Raw genomic sequence first — 14,568 nt, 5'->3', positions numbered from 1 at the left:
ATCTCCGATGTCGCATGATTTCCTCCAGCCTCTCACCGGCTCCTTTGCCTGCCCCGCCGCCGAGAACCCGACCGTGGCCATGATCGAGGCCGCGTTCAGGCATCACGGCCTGCCGTGGCGCTACATCAACTGCGAAGTGGCGCCGGAGGATCTGGGGGCTGCCGTGGCCGGGGCGCGGGCCATGGGCTGGCGCGGCTTCAACTGCTCCATCCCGCACAAGGTCGCGGTGATCGACCATCTTGACGGGCTGGGCGACTCCGCCCGGATCATCGGCGCGGTGAACACCATCGTCGCCCGCGACGGCAAGCTCATCGGAGAAAACACCGACGGCAAGGGCTTCGTCCGCGCCCTGAGGCAGATCTGCGATCCTGCCGGACATCGTGCGGTGGTGCTGGGGGCAGGCGGGGCGGCGAGGGCCGTGGCGGTGGAACTGGCGCTTGCGGGCGTGACCCATCTGACCATCGTCAACCGCAGCGCGGCGCGGGGCGAAACCCTGGCGCGGCTGATCACCGAAAAGACCCCGGCAGAGGCCGTGTATCATCCGTGGGACGGCACTTTTGCCATCCCCGCAGGAACCGGCATCGTGGTGAACGCCACCTCTGTCGGCCTTTACCCTGATGTGGAGGCGACCCCGGACATCGACCACGACAGCCTGCAGCCCGACATGGTCGTGTCGGACGGCATCCATAATCCGCCGCGCACGAGGCTGCTGCAGGCGGCGCAGGCGCGCGGCTGCCGGACCGCGGACGGGCTGGGGATGCTGGTCGGCCAAGGCGTGATCGGGCTGAAATACTGGACAGGGATTGATGCGGATGCCGAAGTGATGCGGCAGGCACTGCTTGACCTTGATCTGTAACGAGGGCGGGGCCCGACCGGGCGCATCATAGCCGCGCGATGACCTCTGCAAGCAGATCGACGCCTTTCTCGATCTGCCGGAGGCCAAGCGCCGCGTAGCCCATGACCAGACCGACGCGGTCCGGTCCGCCTGCCGACCCCCCGTAAAGCGGCGAGATCGGGTGCAGCCCGAGGCCCAGGCGCCGGGCGGCTGCGATCACGTCCGGCTCCCGCGCGCGGGGGAGATGATCGAACCAGACGACGACATGCAGCCCGGCCTCTGCCCCCTGCACCCTGATGCGGTCGCCGAAATGCCGCCGCAACGCCGCCAGCAGGGTGACGCGCCGTTCGCCGTTCAGCCTGCGCACCCGGCGGACATGCCGCTCGTAGCTGCCGGTTTCGATCAGGCGGGCCAGAGCCTCCTGTTCGGCAATGGGGGAATGCCGGTCGGTGATCTGTTTGGCGGTGCCGAAAACCGGGACCAGTTCGGGGGGAACCACCAGATAGCCGATGCGCAGCATCGGGGAGAGCGTCTTTGACACCGTGCCAAGATAGATGACGGCGGCATCGGGCTGGAGACTGTGCAGCGGCGGAACCGGGTTGATGTCATAGCGATATTCGCTGTCGTAATCATCCTCCAGCACATAGGCGGAGCGGGCACGCGCCCAGTCCAGAAGCTGGTGCCGACGCGCAACCGGCATGACGCCGCCAAGCGGGAATTGATGCGACGGGGTCACATAGGCCAGCCGTGCCTCGACAGTCTCCAGATTTGCCGTCCTCATTCCGTTCGCATCGACATCGATGGCAACCGGCGTGGCGCCGGTCGCTTCGAAGACCTGCCGCGCCATCCGGTAGCCGGGATCCTCCATCACGAAACGCTCGCGCGGGTCCAGAAGCAGGCGCGCGCAGAGATCAAGACCCTGCTGCGAGCCGTTGACGATCATGATCTGATCCAGATCGCAGCGTATCGTCCGGGCCCGCCACAGATGGCCCTGCAGCGCTTGACGCAGGCGCAGCGATCCGCGCGGGTCGTCATAGGCCAGCCGCTGCGGCCGTCTTGCCAGCGCCTCGGTCAGGGCACGCCTCCAGAGGAGGCTGGGAAAATCTCCGGGTGCCAGATCGCCATAGCGGAAGTCGATCTGCGGCGCGGTCGCAAGGTCGCCTGTCCAGGGCAGGGCCGATCGCAGACGGTCGCCATAAGCCGACAGACGGACCGGACCGGATCGCGGCGCGGCGGGCTCGCTGGGTGCCGGTCTGACCGGCGAGGACACGACGCGGGGCCGCCTGCCTTGCGTGATCTCGATAAAGCCTTCGGCGGCGAGCTGTTCCAGTGCGACCGTGACGGTTGTCCGCGCAACGCCAAGCTCGTCCGCCAGCCCGCGCGAGGACGGGATCTGGCTTTCCGGCGGGTAGACGCCCGCGATGATCTGGTCGCGCAGCGCCTCATATATCTGCCGGGCTCCCGGTTTGCCCCCGCGCCCGTCCGCCCTGAACTGGACCATCTCAATTTCTGCCAACTGGACGTTTCATCTGATCCAGTTTGCCGCCACCCTGCCGGAGATCCAAGAGAAGGTTCGAGTGTCATGATCAGGACAGGCCCGCCCGCCACCGCAGCGCCGCACACCGCCCCGTCAGCCGTGGCGATGCCGGGTGCCTGACACGTCGCCCTTTCCCGAGAGCCGACATTTTTTCACCGCCACCGACAGGACGCCGCATGTATGTCCCGCCCCATTTTGACGAGCCCGACCGCGCGGTTCTTCATGACCTGATCGAAAAGACCGCGCTTGGGGTTCTGGTCACCCACGGCGCAAGCGGGCTTGACGCAAATCACATCCCGTTCGATCTGGACCGGACGCAGGGAAAGCACGGAACCCTGCGCTGCCACGTCGCGCGCAGCAATCCGGTCTGGACCGATGTCACGACCGGCGACGAGGTGCTTGTGGTGTTCCGCTTGGCCGACGCCTATGTGTCACCAACATGGTATCCAAGCAAGCACGAGGCCCACAAGCAGGTTCCCACATGGAACTACCTTGTGGCGCATGCCCATGGGCGCATCACCGTTCAGGATGACGAGGGCTTCGTCAGGCGCAACGTGGCCCGGCTGACCCGAAGACACGAGGCAGATCAGCCCGTGCCGTGGAAGATGGGGGATGCGCCAAAAGACTTCACGGCGGCTCTGGTCAAGGCCATCGTCGGCCTTGAGATCGAGATCACCCGCCTTGTCGGCAAGGCCAAGCTGAGCCAGAACAAGACGGCGCAGGATATGCGGAGTGCGGGGGAGACGCTTGTTGCCCAAGGGGACCGGCAGATCGGGCAGGCGATGCTGGATGCTGCCGCCCGCAAGCCGACCGATCCCCGGCCCTAGGCTGTTGTCTCAGCCGGGGGCGAGGGTCAGCAGCGTGCGGCGGAATTCCGGCTCTGTCAGCACCACCTCTCCCGCGCCAAGCGCCCGCGCATGGGTCAGGGCGCGGGAGGTCAGGCTCTGCGCCATCTCGATGGCGGCGGGCAGGCCAAGCCCGCGCGCCACCCCCGCCACGATCAGCCCGGCAAAGAGATCGCCGGTGCCGGGCAGGGCAATCGGCAGGTGCGGGGTCGGGTGGCGGCTGGTGCCGTCGGGGCCAAGCCGCACGCTTTCGATCTGGCCGGGGGCGGTGTCCTCCAGCCTGCAGCCGGTGACGATCAGCTCCGTCCGTTCTGGCAACGACAGCCCATGCCGGGCGGCCCCCAGATCGGCCAGAGTGGCAACCCGGTGGCCGGTCAGCCATGACAGTTCAAACGGGTTGGGCGTGGCGATATCGGCCAGCGGCAGCAGCCGGTCGCGCATCACATCGGCGATGGCCTCTGGCACGTAAAGCCCCGGCCCGGCATCGCCCATCACCGGATCACAGAGATAGATCAGCCGGGGATTGGCCGCCTTCGCCCCGGCCACAAAATCGGCCACCTTCCGGGCCACCTCGACCGAGCCGATATAGCCGGTGAGGATATAGTCAGCGCGTTGGGGCAGCCCGCGTTCCTGCGCCCCCAGCAGCAGGTCGGCAAACAGATCCGGGTCAAGCGCCCGGCCCCGCAGCGTGGGATAATCGGGCGTGTTCGAAAAGATCACCGTGGGGATCGCCGCCACCTCCAGCCCTGCGGCCTGCATCGGGAACAGCGCGGCAGAGTTGCCGACATGGCCAAAGACCACCTGACTCTGGATCGAGATCACGAAGGGGGGAGGGGTCATGAAGAAATCCGGCTCATTCGGGGCCATCCAGTCGCTTGGTCCAGTCTTCGACACGACCGCTGTCCAGCCGCCGCACGGCATATTTGCGCCAGCCTTCGGCCAGAACGTCAAGTGCCGCAAGGCCCTGCAGTTCGTCCCGGTTCAGCCGGTCGACATAAAGCGCGTGCCACAGCCGGTGCAGGGTCCAGTCCGGGGCGATGCGGTCCAGCAGATCGAGCCTGTCGCCGGGGGCGACGGTGCCGGGCTGCAGCACGCGGTAATACCAGCCGGTGCGCCCGCTCTGCTGCACCCGCCGCGCCATGTCCGGGGTGTCGAAGCGGCGGCTCAGCTTCCAGCAGGGCTGCCTGCCTTGCGACACCTGCACCAGCGCCGTGCCCAGCCGGAAGATGTCCCCCACCGCCACCGTGGTCTCGGTCAGCCCGAAGGTGGAGACATTTTCGCCAAACCCGCCCGGCCCTGCCAGCGCGGGCAGGGCGCCCAGTTCGGTGCGCCAGTCGGCGTAATGCTCCGCCGGGTAGTGATGCACCGCCTTTTCCACCCCGCCATGCACGCGCCGGTCGGCCTGTTCGTCACCCTGCAGCCCTTCGGCGCCAAGGGCGAGGGGCCGGTCCACCGGGCGCTTCACGATCCCGCTTCGCGCAGGGCTGCCGGGCAGGGGGGCGGCGGGGCCGGTCAGCAGGGTGATCGTTGTCATGCGGGGCCTCTTGGCGGTGTCGGTCCTGCCCTGACCTCGCCCGCAGGCGCATCCGGGATCAAGCGAAAAGACGGCGGGGGCTAGTCCGCCGCCCCCTGCCGGGCCGCAGCCGGGGCGACCTGCATGCCGAGCCGCGCCAGCAGATCGGCATCCTGCCAAGCTGCCGGGTTGCCGGTGGTCAGCAGCTGGTCGCCCACAAAGATCGAATTCGCCCCGGCGAGGAAGCACAGCGCCTGCAGCTCGTCGCTCATCCCCGTGCGCCCTGCCGACAGGCGCACCACCGAGGCGGGCATCAGGATCCGCGCCAGCGCCACGATGCGGACCAGCGCGAAGGGATCAACGGGTGCTGCGCGGCTTTGCACCGGCACGCCTTCCACCTTGGTCCACAGGTTCACCGGCACGCTGTCGGGATGGGCGGGCAGGGTGGCCAGCGTCACCAGCATCGCGATGCGGTCGTCTTCCGCCTCGCCCATGCCAAGGATGCCGCCGCAGCAGACCCTGATGCCGCCCCGGCGCACCGCGTCGACCGTGTCGAGCCGGTCGGCCATGGTCCGGGTCGTGGCGATCCGGGCGTAATAGTCCGGCGAGGTGTCGATGTTGTGGTTGTAGAAATCCAGCCCCGCCGCCTTCAGCCGCGCCACCTGACCGGGGGAGAGCATCCCCAGCGTCATGCAGGTTTCCAGCCCCAGATCGGCGACGCCGCGCACCATGTCGCAGAGCCGGTCCATGTCGCGGTCTTTGGGGCTGCGCCACGCGGCCCCCATGCAGAACCGCTGCGCGCCTGCGGCCTTGGCCCGCCTTGCTGCCGCCAGCACCTCCTCGGTGGCCATCAGCTTGGTCGCCGTCACCCCGGTGTCGTGATGCGCGGATTGCGAGCAATAGCCGCAATCCTCGGGGCAGCCGCCGGTCTTGATGCTGAGCAGGCTCGCGGTTTCGATCACGGTGGGGTCGAAATGGCGGCGATGCAGGGTCTGCGCGCGGTGCAGCAGGTCGGGAAAGGGCAGGGCGTGGGTCGCCCGTGCTTCTGCCATGGTCCAGTCGGTCCGGATCATTGGCCGCGCGCCTTGATCCGGCTCAGGCCGGACAGAAGCGTGGCCGCCAGCGCGATCTTGACCAGATCCCCCAGCAGGAACGGCACGACGCCGGTGGCCAGCAGCTTTGACGCCGGCACGAAGGCCGCAAGCCATGCCATCCCGGCGGCATAGACCACAACAAGCCCCGCCAGCATCGCCAGCCCCCGGCCCAGCCAGCAGCGCCGCTGCGCCAGCGCGCCGATCAGCCCGGCGGCAAGCAGATAGCCCGCCAGATAGCCCCCCGTCGGCCCGGCCATATAGGCAAGCCCGATGCCCCGCTCGGGCGTGCCCGAAAACACCGGCAGCCCCAAGGCCCCCGCGCCCAGATAGGCCAGCATTGCCGCCACCCCAAGGCGCGGGCCAAGGGCTGCGGCAACCGCGAACACCGCCAGCGTGTGCAGCGTCATCGGCACCGGCCAGAACGGGATCTGCACCTTGGCGCCAAGGGTGATCAGCGCCGCGCCACACAGCGCGAGCACCAGCCCGCGCCACAGGGGCGCTGCGCGGGACAGGGAGAGGGTGAGCGAGGACATGGGCGGACTCCGTTGCAAGATAGCGGTTCTATCTATAGTTACGAAGACGTGTCGCGCGCCAGCAATCCAGATTATAGATAATTAGCCAAGAATCTCGTAAGTCTCTCTGGGGTCGGCATTTTTTGTTGCCGCCTTGCGCTTGCCGATCCAGCCGACATGCCGGGCCAGCGTGCTGCAGGCCAGATCGGTCTGGCCCTTGCGCAGTGCCTCCAGAATGGCGCGGTGGTCGTGATCGGTGCGCGCCTCCCAGTCGCGCCGCCACGCGGCGAACAGAAAGCGGGCGCTGGCGGCCTGCAGGTCGTCAATGGCGCGCAGCAGGCGCGGCATCTGGCAGGGCGCAAGGATCAGCCGGTGGAAATGCCGGTTCGCCGCCTCCCAGTCGCGCACCGTGGCGGCGCTGTCGCCGCGCCTTGTAACCTCTTCAGCCTCCGCCAGAATTGCCCGGGTGAGGTGGGGCGCCGCATGGCGCAGCGCCAGCCTTTCCAGACTGGCCCGCATTTCGGCGACCTCGCGCAGTTCGGCCACGTCGAAGTCGGTGACGCGGAAGCCGCGGCGCGGCAGGCTTTCTGCCAGACCCTGCGCCTGAAGCTCGCGGAAAGCCTCGCGCACCGGCACATGGCTTGCGCCGAATTCCGTGGCGATATGGTCCTGCCGCAGCCGCGTGCCGGGCGCAATTTCGCCGGTGATGATGCGGTCCGCCAGAATGCGGGCGATCCGCGTGGCGTGGGTGTCTTCGGGGGCGTGTTGCATGGATTATAGATAATTCAGCCGCAGCAGGTTGTCGACGTGGATCTGCGAGCCGCGTTTAGACGGAGGCAGGGCCGGATCAGCGCAGGGGCGCGGGATAAAGTTCGGGCTGCACCATCTCGATGACCGGGGGGCTCGCCTCGTCCAGCAGGGCAAAGGCCCTGTGCACCAGCATCTTGTGACGCTGCCGCATCATATGGACCGGGAAGCGCAGAAGCTGCCCGTAAGGTTCGTAATCGAAGACGCCGAAGGAGCAGGAGGTCAGTTCGGCCTCGGGCAGGGTGGCCAGAAAGCGCAGCGCGCCCTCGAACACCGAATCGGAGTTGATGAACAGCCCGCGCGGCAGACCGCCCAGCCGGGTGTAAAGCGCGCTGATCGAGGCGGTGGCCGCGTCAAGATCATAGGTCTGCGCGATGATCTGATCGGGGTCGAGACGCCCGAGATGAGCATAAAGCGCCTCTGAAAAGCCCTCCACCCGGTTGCGGGTCGAGGGTAGCAGACGGTCGCCCCCCACAAAATAGATCGTGTCGCGGGGCGACGCCCCGATGGGCACGTCGCGGGCGCGCATGCTTGCGATGATCTCGCGGGTCAGGATATGCGCCCCGGTCCGGCTGTCGGTCACCACCGAGGGCGCGATGGCGCAGGGCTGGTCGACAAAGACATGGGGCACCTGCGCCGCCGTGCAGTGACGGCTGAGATCCTCTGGCGCCACGGATCCGACAAAAAAGATCGCGTCGATATTCCATGCGGTCAGGTCAGAGACGGTGCGGCGTTCCTCCTCGGGATCGCGCGCGGTCGAGATGATCACCGGGCACTGGTTGCGGGCGCGGACCTCGGCGGAAAAGGTCTGCGCGATGTTGGAGAAGAAGCGGTTGTATTCCGGGATCAGCAGCGCGACCAGACCCGAGCGCGAGGTGCGCAGCGCGCGCGCCTGCAGATTCGCCGAATAGCCCTGTTCCTGCGCGATGGCGATGATCCGCTCGGCGGTGACCTTGGCGATGCGGCGCTTTTTCCACGTGCCGTTCAGCGCCGCCGAGACGGTCGACGCCGAGGCACCGGCCTTCTGGGCGATGTCGTAAATCGTCTCTTTCTGCAGTTTTGTCATAGGGTTGGCAGTCTCGATCCGGGACGTTTCGACAGAGGTCGCAAAGGGCTGTTGACAGCATGACCGGAAATCGGCTTCTCTTGCAACATCGATTGCGCAACCTGAGGAAACTCAGCAGCATCCCGCAGCCACGACGCCCGGAAAGGTCGCGTGGTTTTTTCGGCGGAATTAGCACAATCGGTTGTGCACGTTCAGGAGGGCGCGAAACCTCGCGCCGAGGGAGGAAGACATGACGAAATTGACCGGAATGGTCAGCGCGCTGGCGCTGACCTTTGGCCTTGCCACATCTGCCAGTGCGGAAACCTCCATGGGGATCGTCGTCAAGATCGGCGGCATTCCGTGGTTCAATGCCATGGAAGACGGCATCACCCGCCGCGCCGAGGAACTGGGCGTGACGGCAGAGATGATCGGCCCGGTTTCCGCCGATCCGGCGCTGCAGGTGCAGGCCATCGAGGATCTGATCGCCAAGGGCGTCGACGTGATCGGCGTGGTCCCCAATGACGAGGCGGCGCTGGAGCCGGTGCTGCAGAAGGCGCGGGACGCGGGCATCATCGTGATCTCGCACGAAGGGCCGGGGCTGGAAAATGTCGACTGGAATTTCGAACTGGCCTCTGCCGAGGGGTTCGGCGAGGCGCATGCCAAGCTGCTGTCCGACAAGACCCCCGAGGGCGGCACATATGCGGTCTATGTCGGCTCGCTGACGGTGCCGCTGCACAATGCATGGGCTGATGCCGCAATCGCGTGGATGGCAGAGAACCGCCCCGATCTTGAAATCGTCGGCGACCGGTATGGCGTGGCCGAGAATGTCGATGACAGCCGGTCCACCGCGCTTGACCTGATCGCGGCCAACCCGGATCTGAAGGGCTTCCTTGCCTTTGGCAGCCAAGGGCCGATCGGGGCGGGACGTGCCGTGGAAGAGCGCCGCAAGACCGGCGAGATCCACGTCATGGGGCCGTTCTCTCCGGGGCAGGGCCGCAAGATGATCCATTCCGGCGTGCTGACCGGGGGCTTCATGTGGAATCCGGCACAGGCGGGCGAGGTTTTTGTCACGCTCGGCGACATGCTGGTGCGGGGCGAGACGCTGGAATCCGGCATGGATGTGCCGGGCCTCGGCGTGATCGAACCGGATGCCGATGCGCGGGACATCATCACCGACAACCTGCTGGAAATCAACGCCAGCACGGTGGACGACCTCGCCGAAAAGGGTCTCTGATCCAAGGCGCCCTGCGGGCGGGGCTCCGGTCCTGCCCGCCTTTCCTTCATGTCCCATAGGTGAACCATGACAACTGCCCCGGCAGAACGGTTCGCGCTGCGGCTCCACAAGGTCTCGAAGGCTTTCGGCGGGGTGCAGGCGCTGAACAAGATCGATTTCGAGGTCCGCGCGGGCGAGGTGCACTGCCTTGCCGGCGAGAATGGCTGCGGGAAATCCACCCTCATCAAGGTGGTGACCGGTGTCCACCAGCCGGAAAGCGCCGATCTGATCGAACTTTTTGGCGCGCGCGTCGACCGCATCACGCCGGTGCAGGCTCGGCAGCGGGGCGTGTCGGTGATCTGGCAGGATCTGGCCCTGTTCCCGCATATGAGCGTGGCCGAAAACATCGCCTTTGACGACCTTGTCGGGCTGCGGCCCCGTTCCGTGCGCTACCGCGAGATGAGCGCGCGGGCGGGCGAGGTGCTGGAGCGGCTTGGCGTCTCCCTGCCGCTGACCGCGCCGCTCAACGATCTGTCCATCGCGCAGCGGCAGGTGGTGGCCATCGCCCGCGCGCTGATGAACGACGCAAAGCTGATCTTCATGGATGAACCCACCGCTTCGCTGACCCAGTCCGAAACGGACCGGCTGCTGGACATCGTGCGCAAGCTGTCGGCGGATGGCGTGGCCGTTGTCTTTGTGTCGCACCGGCTGGCCGAAGTGCTGGAGATCGCCGAGCGCGTCACCGTCGTGCGCGACGGCAATCTTGTGGGCGTCTACCCGACCGAGGGCATGACGCAGGCGCGGCTTGGCGAGCTGATGACCGGCCATCTGATCGAAAACAAGGTCGATGCCCGCGACCTGCCCGATGCGCCCGTGGTGTTCGAGGCCCGTGGCCTGAGCCGTCACGGCGAATTCGAGGATGTCTCGCTGACCATCCGGGCGGGCGAGGTTCTGGGGCTGACCGGGCTCATCGGGGCAGGGCGGACCGAACTGGCCCATGTCATGATGGGCATGCGCCGGGCCGATGCGGGCAGCATGACGCTGGAGGGGTCGGCCTTTCGCCCCGGCTCCATCCGCGAGGCGATCGCCAAGGGCATGGCCTATGTGTCGGAGGACCGGCTGTCGCTGGGGCTGCTGCAGAAACAGTCCATCGCCGACAACACGGTGATTTCCGTTCTCCGCCAGCTGACCACCGCCAGCGGGCTGATCTCTGACCGGCGCAAGGCCGATCTGGTGCGGCACTGGATCCGCGAATTGGGGGTCAAGATCGGCGCGCCGGAGGATGCGATTTCCACCCTGTCCGGCGGCAACCAGCAGAAGGTCGTGCTGGCGAAATGGCTGGCGACAGAACCGCGGCTGCTGATCCTCGACAGCCCGACGGTGGGCGTTGATGTGGGCGCGCGGGCGGGCATCTTCCGCATCGTGCGCGCGCTGGCCGAGCAGGGCCTCGCCATCCTGCTGATCTCGGACGAGGTGACCGAGGTCATGCATCATTCCGACCGCATCCTGCACATGGCCGATGGCCGCATCGTGCAGGCTTACGACCCGCGCACCGTTTCGGTGCCCCAGCTGGAGGAGCGGATCTATGCGTGACGCCTTGCGCAGTCATACGATCGAGGTGCGCCTTGCGGTAGTGCTGGCGGTGCTCTGCATTGCCCTGTCCCTCAGCGCGCCGCAATTTGCCACCCTGCCCAACCTGACCTCGCTGCTGAACAACAGCGCCGTGAACCTGATCTGGGCGGTGGGTCTGCTGGTGGTGCTGATCGCCGGGGGCATCGACATTTCCTTCGCCGTGGCCTCTTCGGTGGTGCAATACGTCGCGGCGCAGCTGCTGATGAGCGTCGGCGGCGGCAACTGGCTGCTGGGATTCCTGTTCTGCGGCTCTCTTGGCATCCTGCTGGGCCTGCTCAACGCTTGGCTGATCCATGGCTTTCGGATCATCTCCATCGTGGTGACCATCGCCACCTTCAACGCGTTTTTCGGGCTGCTGATGTTCTTCAGCGGCGGGCGCAACATCTACAACCTGCCGGACTGGTGGACCGCGCGCATCTTCATCTTTGAACATGAGAACGCCCAAGGGATCTGGTCGGAACTGACGCTGTCCGTCGCGGTGATGATCGGCTGCGTCATCGCCACATGGGCGCTGATCCGGCGCAGCAATATCGGTCGGCAGCTTTACGCCTTTGGCGACAACCCCGAAGGCGCGCGCCGCGCGGGCGTGAACATCGCGGTGATGCAGGGCGTGGCCTTCGGCTGGATGGGGCTCATGGCGGGGATTGCCGGGCTCTGTCAGGTGAACATCGTCAAGGAGGTGGTGCCAAACGCGCTTTACGGTCGCGAACTCGACGTGCTGGCGGCGGTGGTGCTGGGCGGCGCCCGTCTGGGCGGCGGCAAGGGCACGATCCTTGGCTGCATCCTTGGGGTGATGTTCGTGGCGGTCACCCAGAACGGGCTGAACCTGCTGGGCGTGTCGCCCTTTGCCTTCCAGATGATCATCGGCGCGGTGATCCTCGTGGCCATCTCCACCGCCAATATCGATCTCAGCCAATTCTTCCGCAACAAGGAGGCCCGGTCGTGATGAGCGACACCAGACGCCTGCCCGGCCTCAAGGGCTTCAAACACCTCAAGACAGGCGGCCCCGCCGGAGAGAACCTGTCGCTGCTGGTCATGCTCGTGCTGCTGGTGGTGGTCTTCGCCATCGCCTCGCCGCGCTTCCTGACCGGGGCAAACCTTGGCTCCATGGGCTTCCAGATGCCGCTGCTGGGCCTGCTGACTCTGGCCATGCTGGCCCCGATCCTGTCGGGCGGGCTGAACCTTGCCATCGTCTATACCGCCAATATCAGCGGGCTGACGCTGGCCTGGACGCTCATGCAGTTCGGCGGGCCAGAGGCGGGCATCCCCGCCTTCATCCTCGGCTGCGCGCTCGCCGTGATCGTGGGCGCGCTGGCGGGTGCGGTGATGGGGGGCGTCGTGGCCTATGTCGGCGCGCATCCGATTCTCGTGTCGCTGGCGATGATGATCTTCCTGCGCGGACTGGGCGAATTCCTGACCCGTGGCGGCGACATTTCGGGCTTTCCCGACCACATGCACACGCTCGGCCATGGCAGCGTCATGGGCATTCCGGTGCCGCTGATCCTGTTCGCGGTGATCGCGCTTGGCTGGCATGTGCTGCTGCGCCGCACGCCGCATGGCTTTTCGGTCTACATGACCGGGTCGAACCTGAAGGCGGCGGAATATGCGGGGCTGAACGCGAAGCGCACGCTGGTGCTGATCTATACCCTGTCGGGCGTGCTCTGCGCCATTGCGGGCATCCTCATGGCCGCGCGGTTCAGTTCGGTCCGCGTGGGCCATGGCGAAGCGATGCTGCTGATCACCGTGCTGGCCTGTTTTCTGGGCGGCATCGATCCGTTCGGCGGCCATGGCCGCGTGGCACCGGTCATCCTCGCGCTGGTGATCCTGCAGGTGCTGTCCTCGGGGCTCAACCTTGTGGGGGCGAACCAGCATCTTTCGACGGCCGTCTGGGGCCTGTTCCTGATCGCGGTGATGGTGCTGCGATCCGGCCAGATTCAACGATACATCGGACTTCTTTCCCGAAAGGACACCTAATGGAAGGCTTTGGCGTACACACCAGCATGTGGACGATGAACTGGGACCGCGAGGGCGCAGAGCGCGCCGTGACGGGGGCCCTCAGCTACGGCGTCGATTTCATCGAGATCCCGATGCTGCGCCCGGCAGAGATCGACACCGCCCACACCGCAGCGCTGCTGGAGCGGAACAACCTGCGCGCGGTCTGTTCGCTGGGTCTGCCGGAACAGTACTGGGCCTCGGTCAATCCCGAAGGCGCGATCGACTATCTCCGGCTTGCCATCGACAAGACCAAGGCCTGCGGCGCGGAGGCGCTGTCGGGGGTGACGTTCGGGGGCATCGGCCAGCGCACCGGATCGTGGCCGACGCAGGCCGAATATGACAACGTCGCCAAGGTGCTGGATGCCGCCTCGACATATGCGAAAGAGGTCGGGCTGCTTTTTGGCATCGAGCCGGTGAACCGCTATGAAAACCACCTCATCAATACCGGCTGGCAGGCGCGCGAGATGATCGAACGCGTGGGGTCGGACAACATCTTCGTCCATCTCGACACCTATCACATGAACATCGAGGAAAAAGGCGCCGCCAACGGCATTCTCGACTGCCGCGATTACCTGAAATACATCCACCTCAGCGAAAGTGACCGTGGCACCCCGGGAGAGGGCTGCTGCGACTGGGACGAGGTCTTTGCCACGCTGAAGGCCATCGATTTCAAGGGCGGGCTTGCGATGGAAAGTTTCATCAACATGCCCCCGGAGATCGGGTTCGGGCTGGCGGTCTGGCGCCCCGTTGCCAAGGATCACGAGGAGGTCATGTCCAAGGGGCTGCCCTTCCTGCGCAACAAGGCCGCCCAGTACCGGCTGATCTGATGGCGCGACATGTGACCATGGAGGGTCTCCTGACGGAGGCCCTCACCCTGCTGGAGCAGCCTGGCCGCCGGATCATGGCCATCGCAGGCGCGCCGGGTTCGGGCAAAAGCACCACGGCGCAGGCGCTGCAGACGGGGCTGGCGCGGACCCATCCCGGGCTTTCGGCGATCCTGCCCATGGACGGGTTTCACTACGATGACGCGGTGCTGCACGACATGGGGCGCCGCCCATGGAAGGGCGCCCCGGACACGTTCGATGTGGGCGGGCTCGCCTCGGTGCTCGACCGGCTGCGGACGGGGACCGAAACGGTGGCGGTCCCGGTCTTTGACCGCGATCTGGAGATTTCGCGCGGATCGGCGCGGCTGATCACACCCGGTGTCAGGCTGATCCTGTGCGAGGGCAATTATCTGCTGCTGGACAGCGCCCCATGGGACCGGCTGGCCGCCTGTTTTGACAGGACGGTCATGGTGGACGTGCCCGAGCCGGTTCTGGCCGACCGCCTGCGCGCACGCTGGAGCCATTACGATCTGACCGAAGACCAGATCCGCCAGAAGCTGGAAGGCAACGACCTCCCCAATGGCCGCACCGTCCGCACCAGAAGCCGCCCCGCCGATCTTGTCCTCACCCAGTGACCCACCGCGTCGGCGGCAGCCCCCAAGACGGCGCGGAGGCCTGATCGGATCCGGGAGGAGCAAGACCGTCACCGGTGTGGA

At 66.5% G+C, this 14,568-nt stretch carries 15 protein-coding genes; 8 read left to right on the top strand and 7 right to left on the bottom strand.

The genetic code is table 11. The annotated features are described in order from the left end of the window. Positions 1-7: 7 nt before the first annotated feature. Positions 8-856, top strand: a complete 849-nt coding sequence (gene aroE, locus BLR51_RS06985) for a shikimate dehydrogenase (RefSeq protein WP_089845358.1) — start codon at positions 8-10, stop codon at positions 854-856. Between the two features lie 25 nt (positions 857-881). Here the strand turns inward: aroE and pdxR are convergent, their stop codons facing one another. Beyond that, a complete protein-coding gene (pdxR, locus tag BLR51_RS06980) occupies positions 882-2,336 on the bottom strand; it encodes a MocR-like pyridoxine biosynthesis transcription factor PdxR (protein WP_089845656.1) in 1,455 nt (484 codons plus the stop codon). Positions 2,337-2,548: 212 nt separating this feature from the next. Between pdxR and BLR51_RS06975 the strand changes: the two genes are divergently transcribed. Then, complete coding sequence (locus tag BLR51_RS06975) at positions 2,549-3,199, top strand: FMN-binding negative transcriptional regulator (protein ID WP_089845356.1); 651 nt, start codon at positions 2,549-2,551, stop codon at positions 3,197-3,199. A 9-nt stretch (positions 3,200-3,208) separates the two neighbouring features. Here the strand turns inward: BLR51_RS06975 and pdxY are convergent, their stop codons facing one another. The 6 genes from pdxY to BLR51_RS06945 form a co-directional block, all read right to left on the bottom strand. Next, positions 3,209-4,057, bottom strand: coding sequence for a pyridoxal kinase (gene pdxY, locus BLR51_RS06970; RefSeq protein WP_089845654.1), 849 nt, complete (start codon positions 4,055-4,057; stop codon positions 3,209-3,211). A 13-nt stretch (positions 4,058-4,070) separates the two neighbouring features. Further along, complete coding sequence (locus tag BLR51_RS06965; RefSeq protein WP_089845353.1) at positions 4,071-4,751, bottom strand: MOSC domain-containing protein; 681 nt, start codon at positions 4,749-4,751, stop codon at positions 4,071-4,073. Positions 4,752-4,831: 80 nt separating this feature from the next. Then, positions 4,832-5,803, bottom strand: a complete 972-nt coding sequence (gene bioB, locus BLR51_RS06960; RefSeq protein ID WP_089845351.1) for a biotin synthase BioB — start codon at positions 5,801-5,803, stop codon at positions 4,832-4,834. Next, a complete protein-coding gene (locus BLR51_RS06955) occupies positions 5,800-6,357 on the bottom strand; it encodes a biotin transporter BioY (RefSeq protein ID WP_089845349.1) in 558 nt (185 codons plus the stop codon). Before BLR51_RS06955 ends, bioB begins: the two co-directional genes overlap by 4 nt. Positions 6,358-6,438: 81 nt before the next feature. After that, on the bottom strand, positions 6,439-7,107 hold the full coding sequence (locus BLR51_RS06950; RefSeq protein ID WP_089845348.1) for a GntR family transcriptional regulator: 669 nt from the start codon (positions 7,105-7,107) through the stop codon (positions 6,439-6,441). 76 nt (positions 7,108-7,183) lie between these two features. Beyond that, positions 7,184-8,209: a LacI family DNA-binding transcriptional regulator gene (locus BLR51_RS06945; RefSeq protein ID WP_089845346.1), complete on the bottom strand. Its 1,026-nt coding sequence runs from the start codon at positions 8,207-8,209 to the stop codon at positions 7,184-7,186. Positions 8,210-8,438: 229 nt separating this feature from the next. Between BLR51_RS06945 and BLR51_RS06940 the strand changes: the two genes are divergently transcribed. The 6 genes from BLR51_RS06940 to BLR51_RS06915 all read left to right on the top strand — a co-directional run bounded on the left by BLR51_RS06940 (position 8,439) and on the right by BLR51_RS06915 (position 14,487). Next, positions 8,439-9,422, top strand: coding sequence for a substrate-binding domain-containing protein (locus BLR51_RS06940; RefSeq protein WP_089845344.1), 984 nt, complete (start codon positions 8,439-8,441; stop codon positions 9,420-9,422). A gap of 66 nt (positions 9,423-9,488) precedes the next feature. Beyond that, positions 9,489-10,994, top strand: coding sequence for a sugar ABC transporter ATP-binding protein (locus BLR51_RS06935; protein WP_089845342.1), 1,506 nt, complete (start codon positions 9,489-9,491; stop codon positions 10,992-10,994). Beyond that, on the top strand, positions 10,987-11,979 hold the full coding sequence (locus BLR51_RS06930; RefSeq protein WP_089845340.1) for an ABC transporter permease: 993 nt from the start codon (positions 10,987-10,989) through the stop codon (positions 11,977-11,979). Before BLR51_RS06935 ends, BLR51_RS06930 begins: the two co-directional genes overlap by 8 nt. Beyond that, on the top strand, positions 11,979-13,007 hold the full coding sequence (locus BLR51_RS06925) for an ABC transporter permease (protein ID WP_089845338.1): 1,029 nt from the start codon (positions 11,979-11,981) through the stop codon (positions 13,005-13,007). Before BLR51_RS06930 ends, BLR51_RS06925 begins: the two co-directional genes overlap by 1 nt. Further along, positions 13,007-13,855, top strand: coding sequence for a sugar phosphate isomerase/epimerase family protein (locus BLR51_RS06920; protein ID WP_089845336.1), 849 nt, complete (start codon positions 13,007-13,009; stop codon positions 13,853-13,855). Before BLR51_RS06925 ends, BLR51_RS06920 begins: the two co-directional genes overlap by 1 nt. After that, positions 13,855-14,487 (top strand): nucleoside/nucleotide kinase family protein, encoded by a 633-nt coding sequence (locus BLR51_RS06915; RefSeq protein WP_089845334.1) that lies wholly within the window; start codon positions 13,855-13,857, stop codon positions 14,485-14,487. Before BLR51_RS06920 ends, BLR51_RS06915 begins: the two co-directional genes overlap by 1 nt. Positions 14,488-14,568: the final 81 nt, after the last annotated feature.

Source organism: Salipiger marinus (genome assembly GCF_900100085.1).
Classification (GTDB): Bacteria; Pseudomonadota; Alphaproteobacteria; order Rhodobacterales; family Rhodobacteraceae; genus Salipiger; species Salipiger marinus.
Note: the sequence above shows the minus strand (reverse complement) of the source record. Positions and strands in the feature narration are given on the sequence as shown.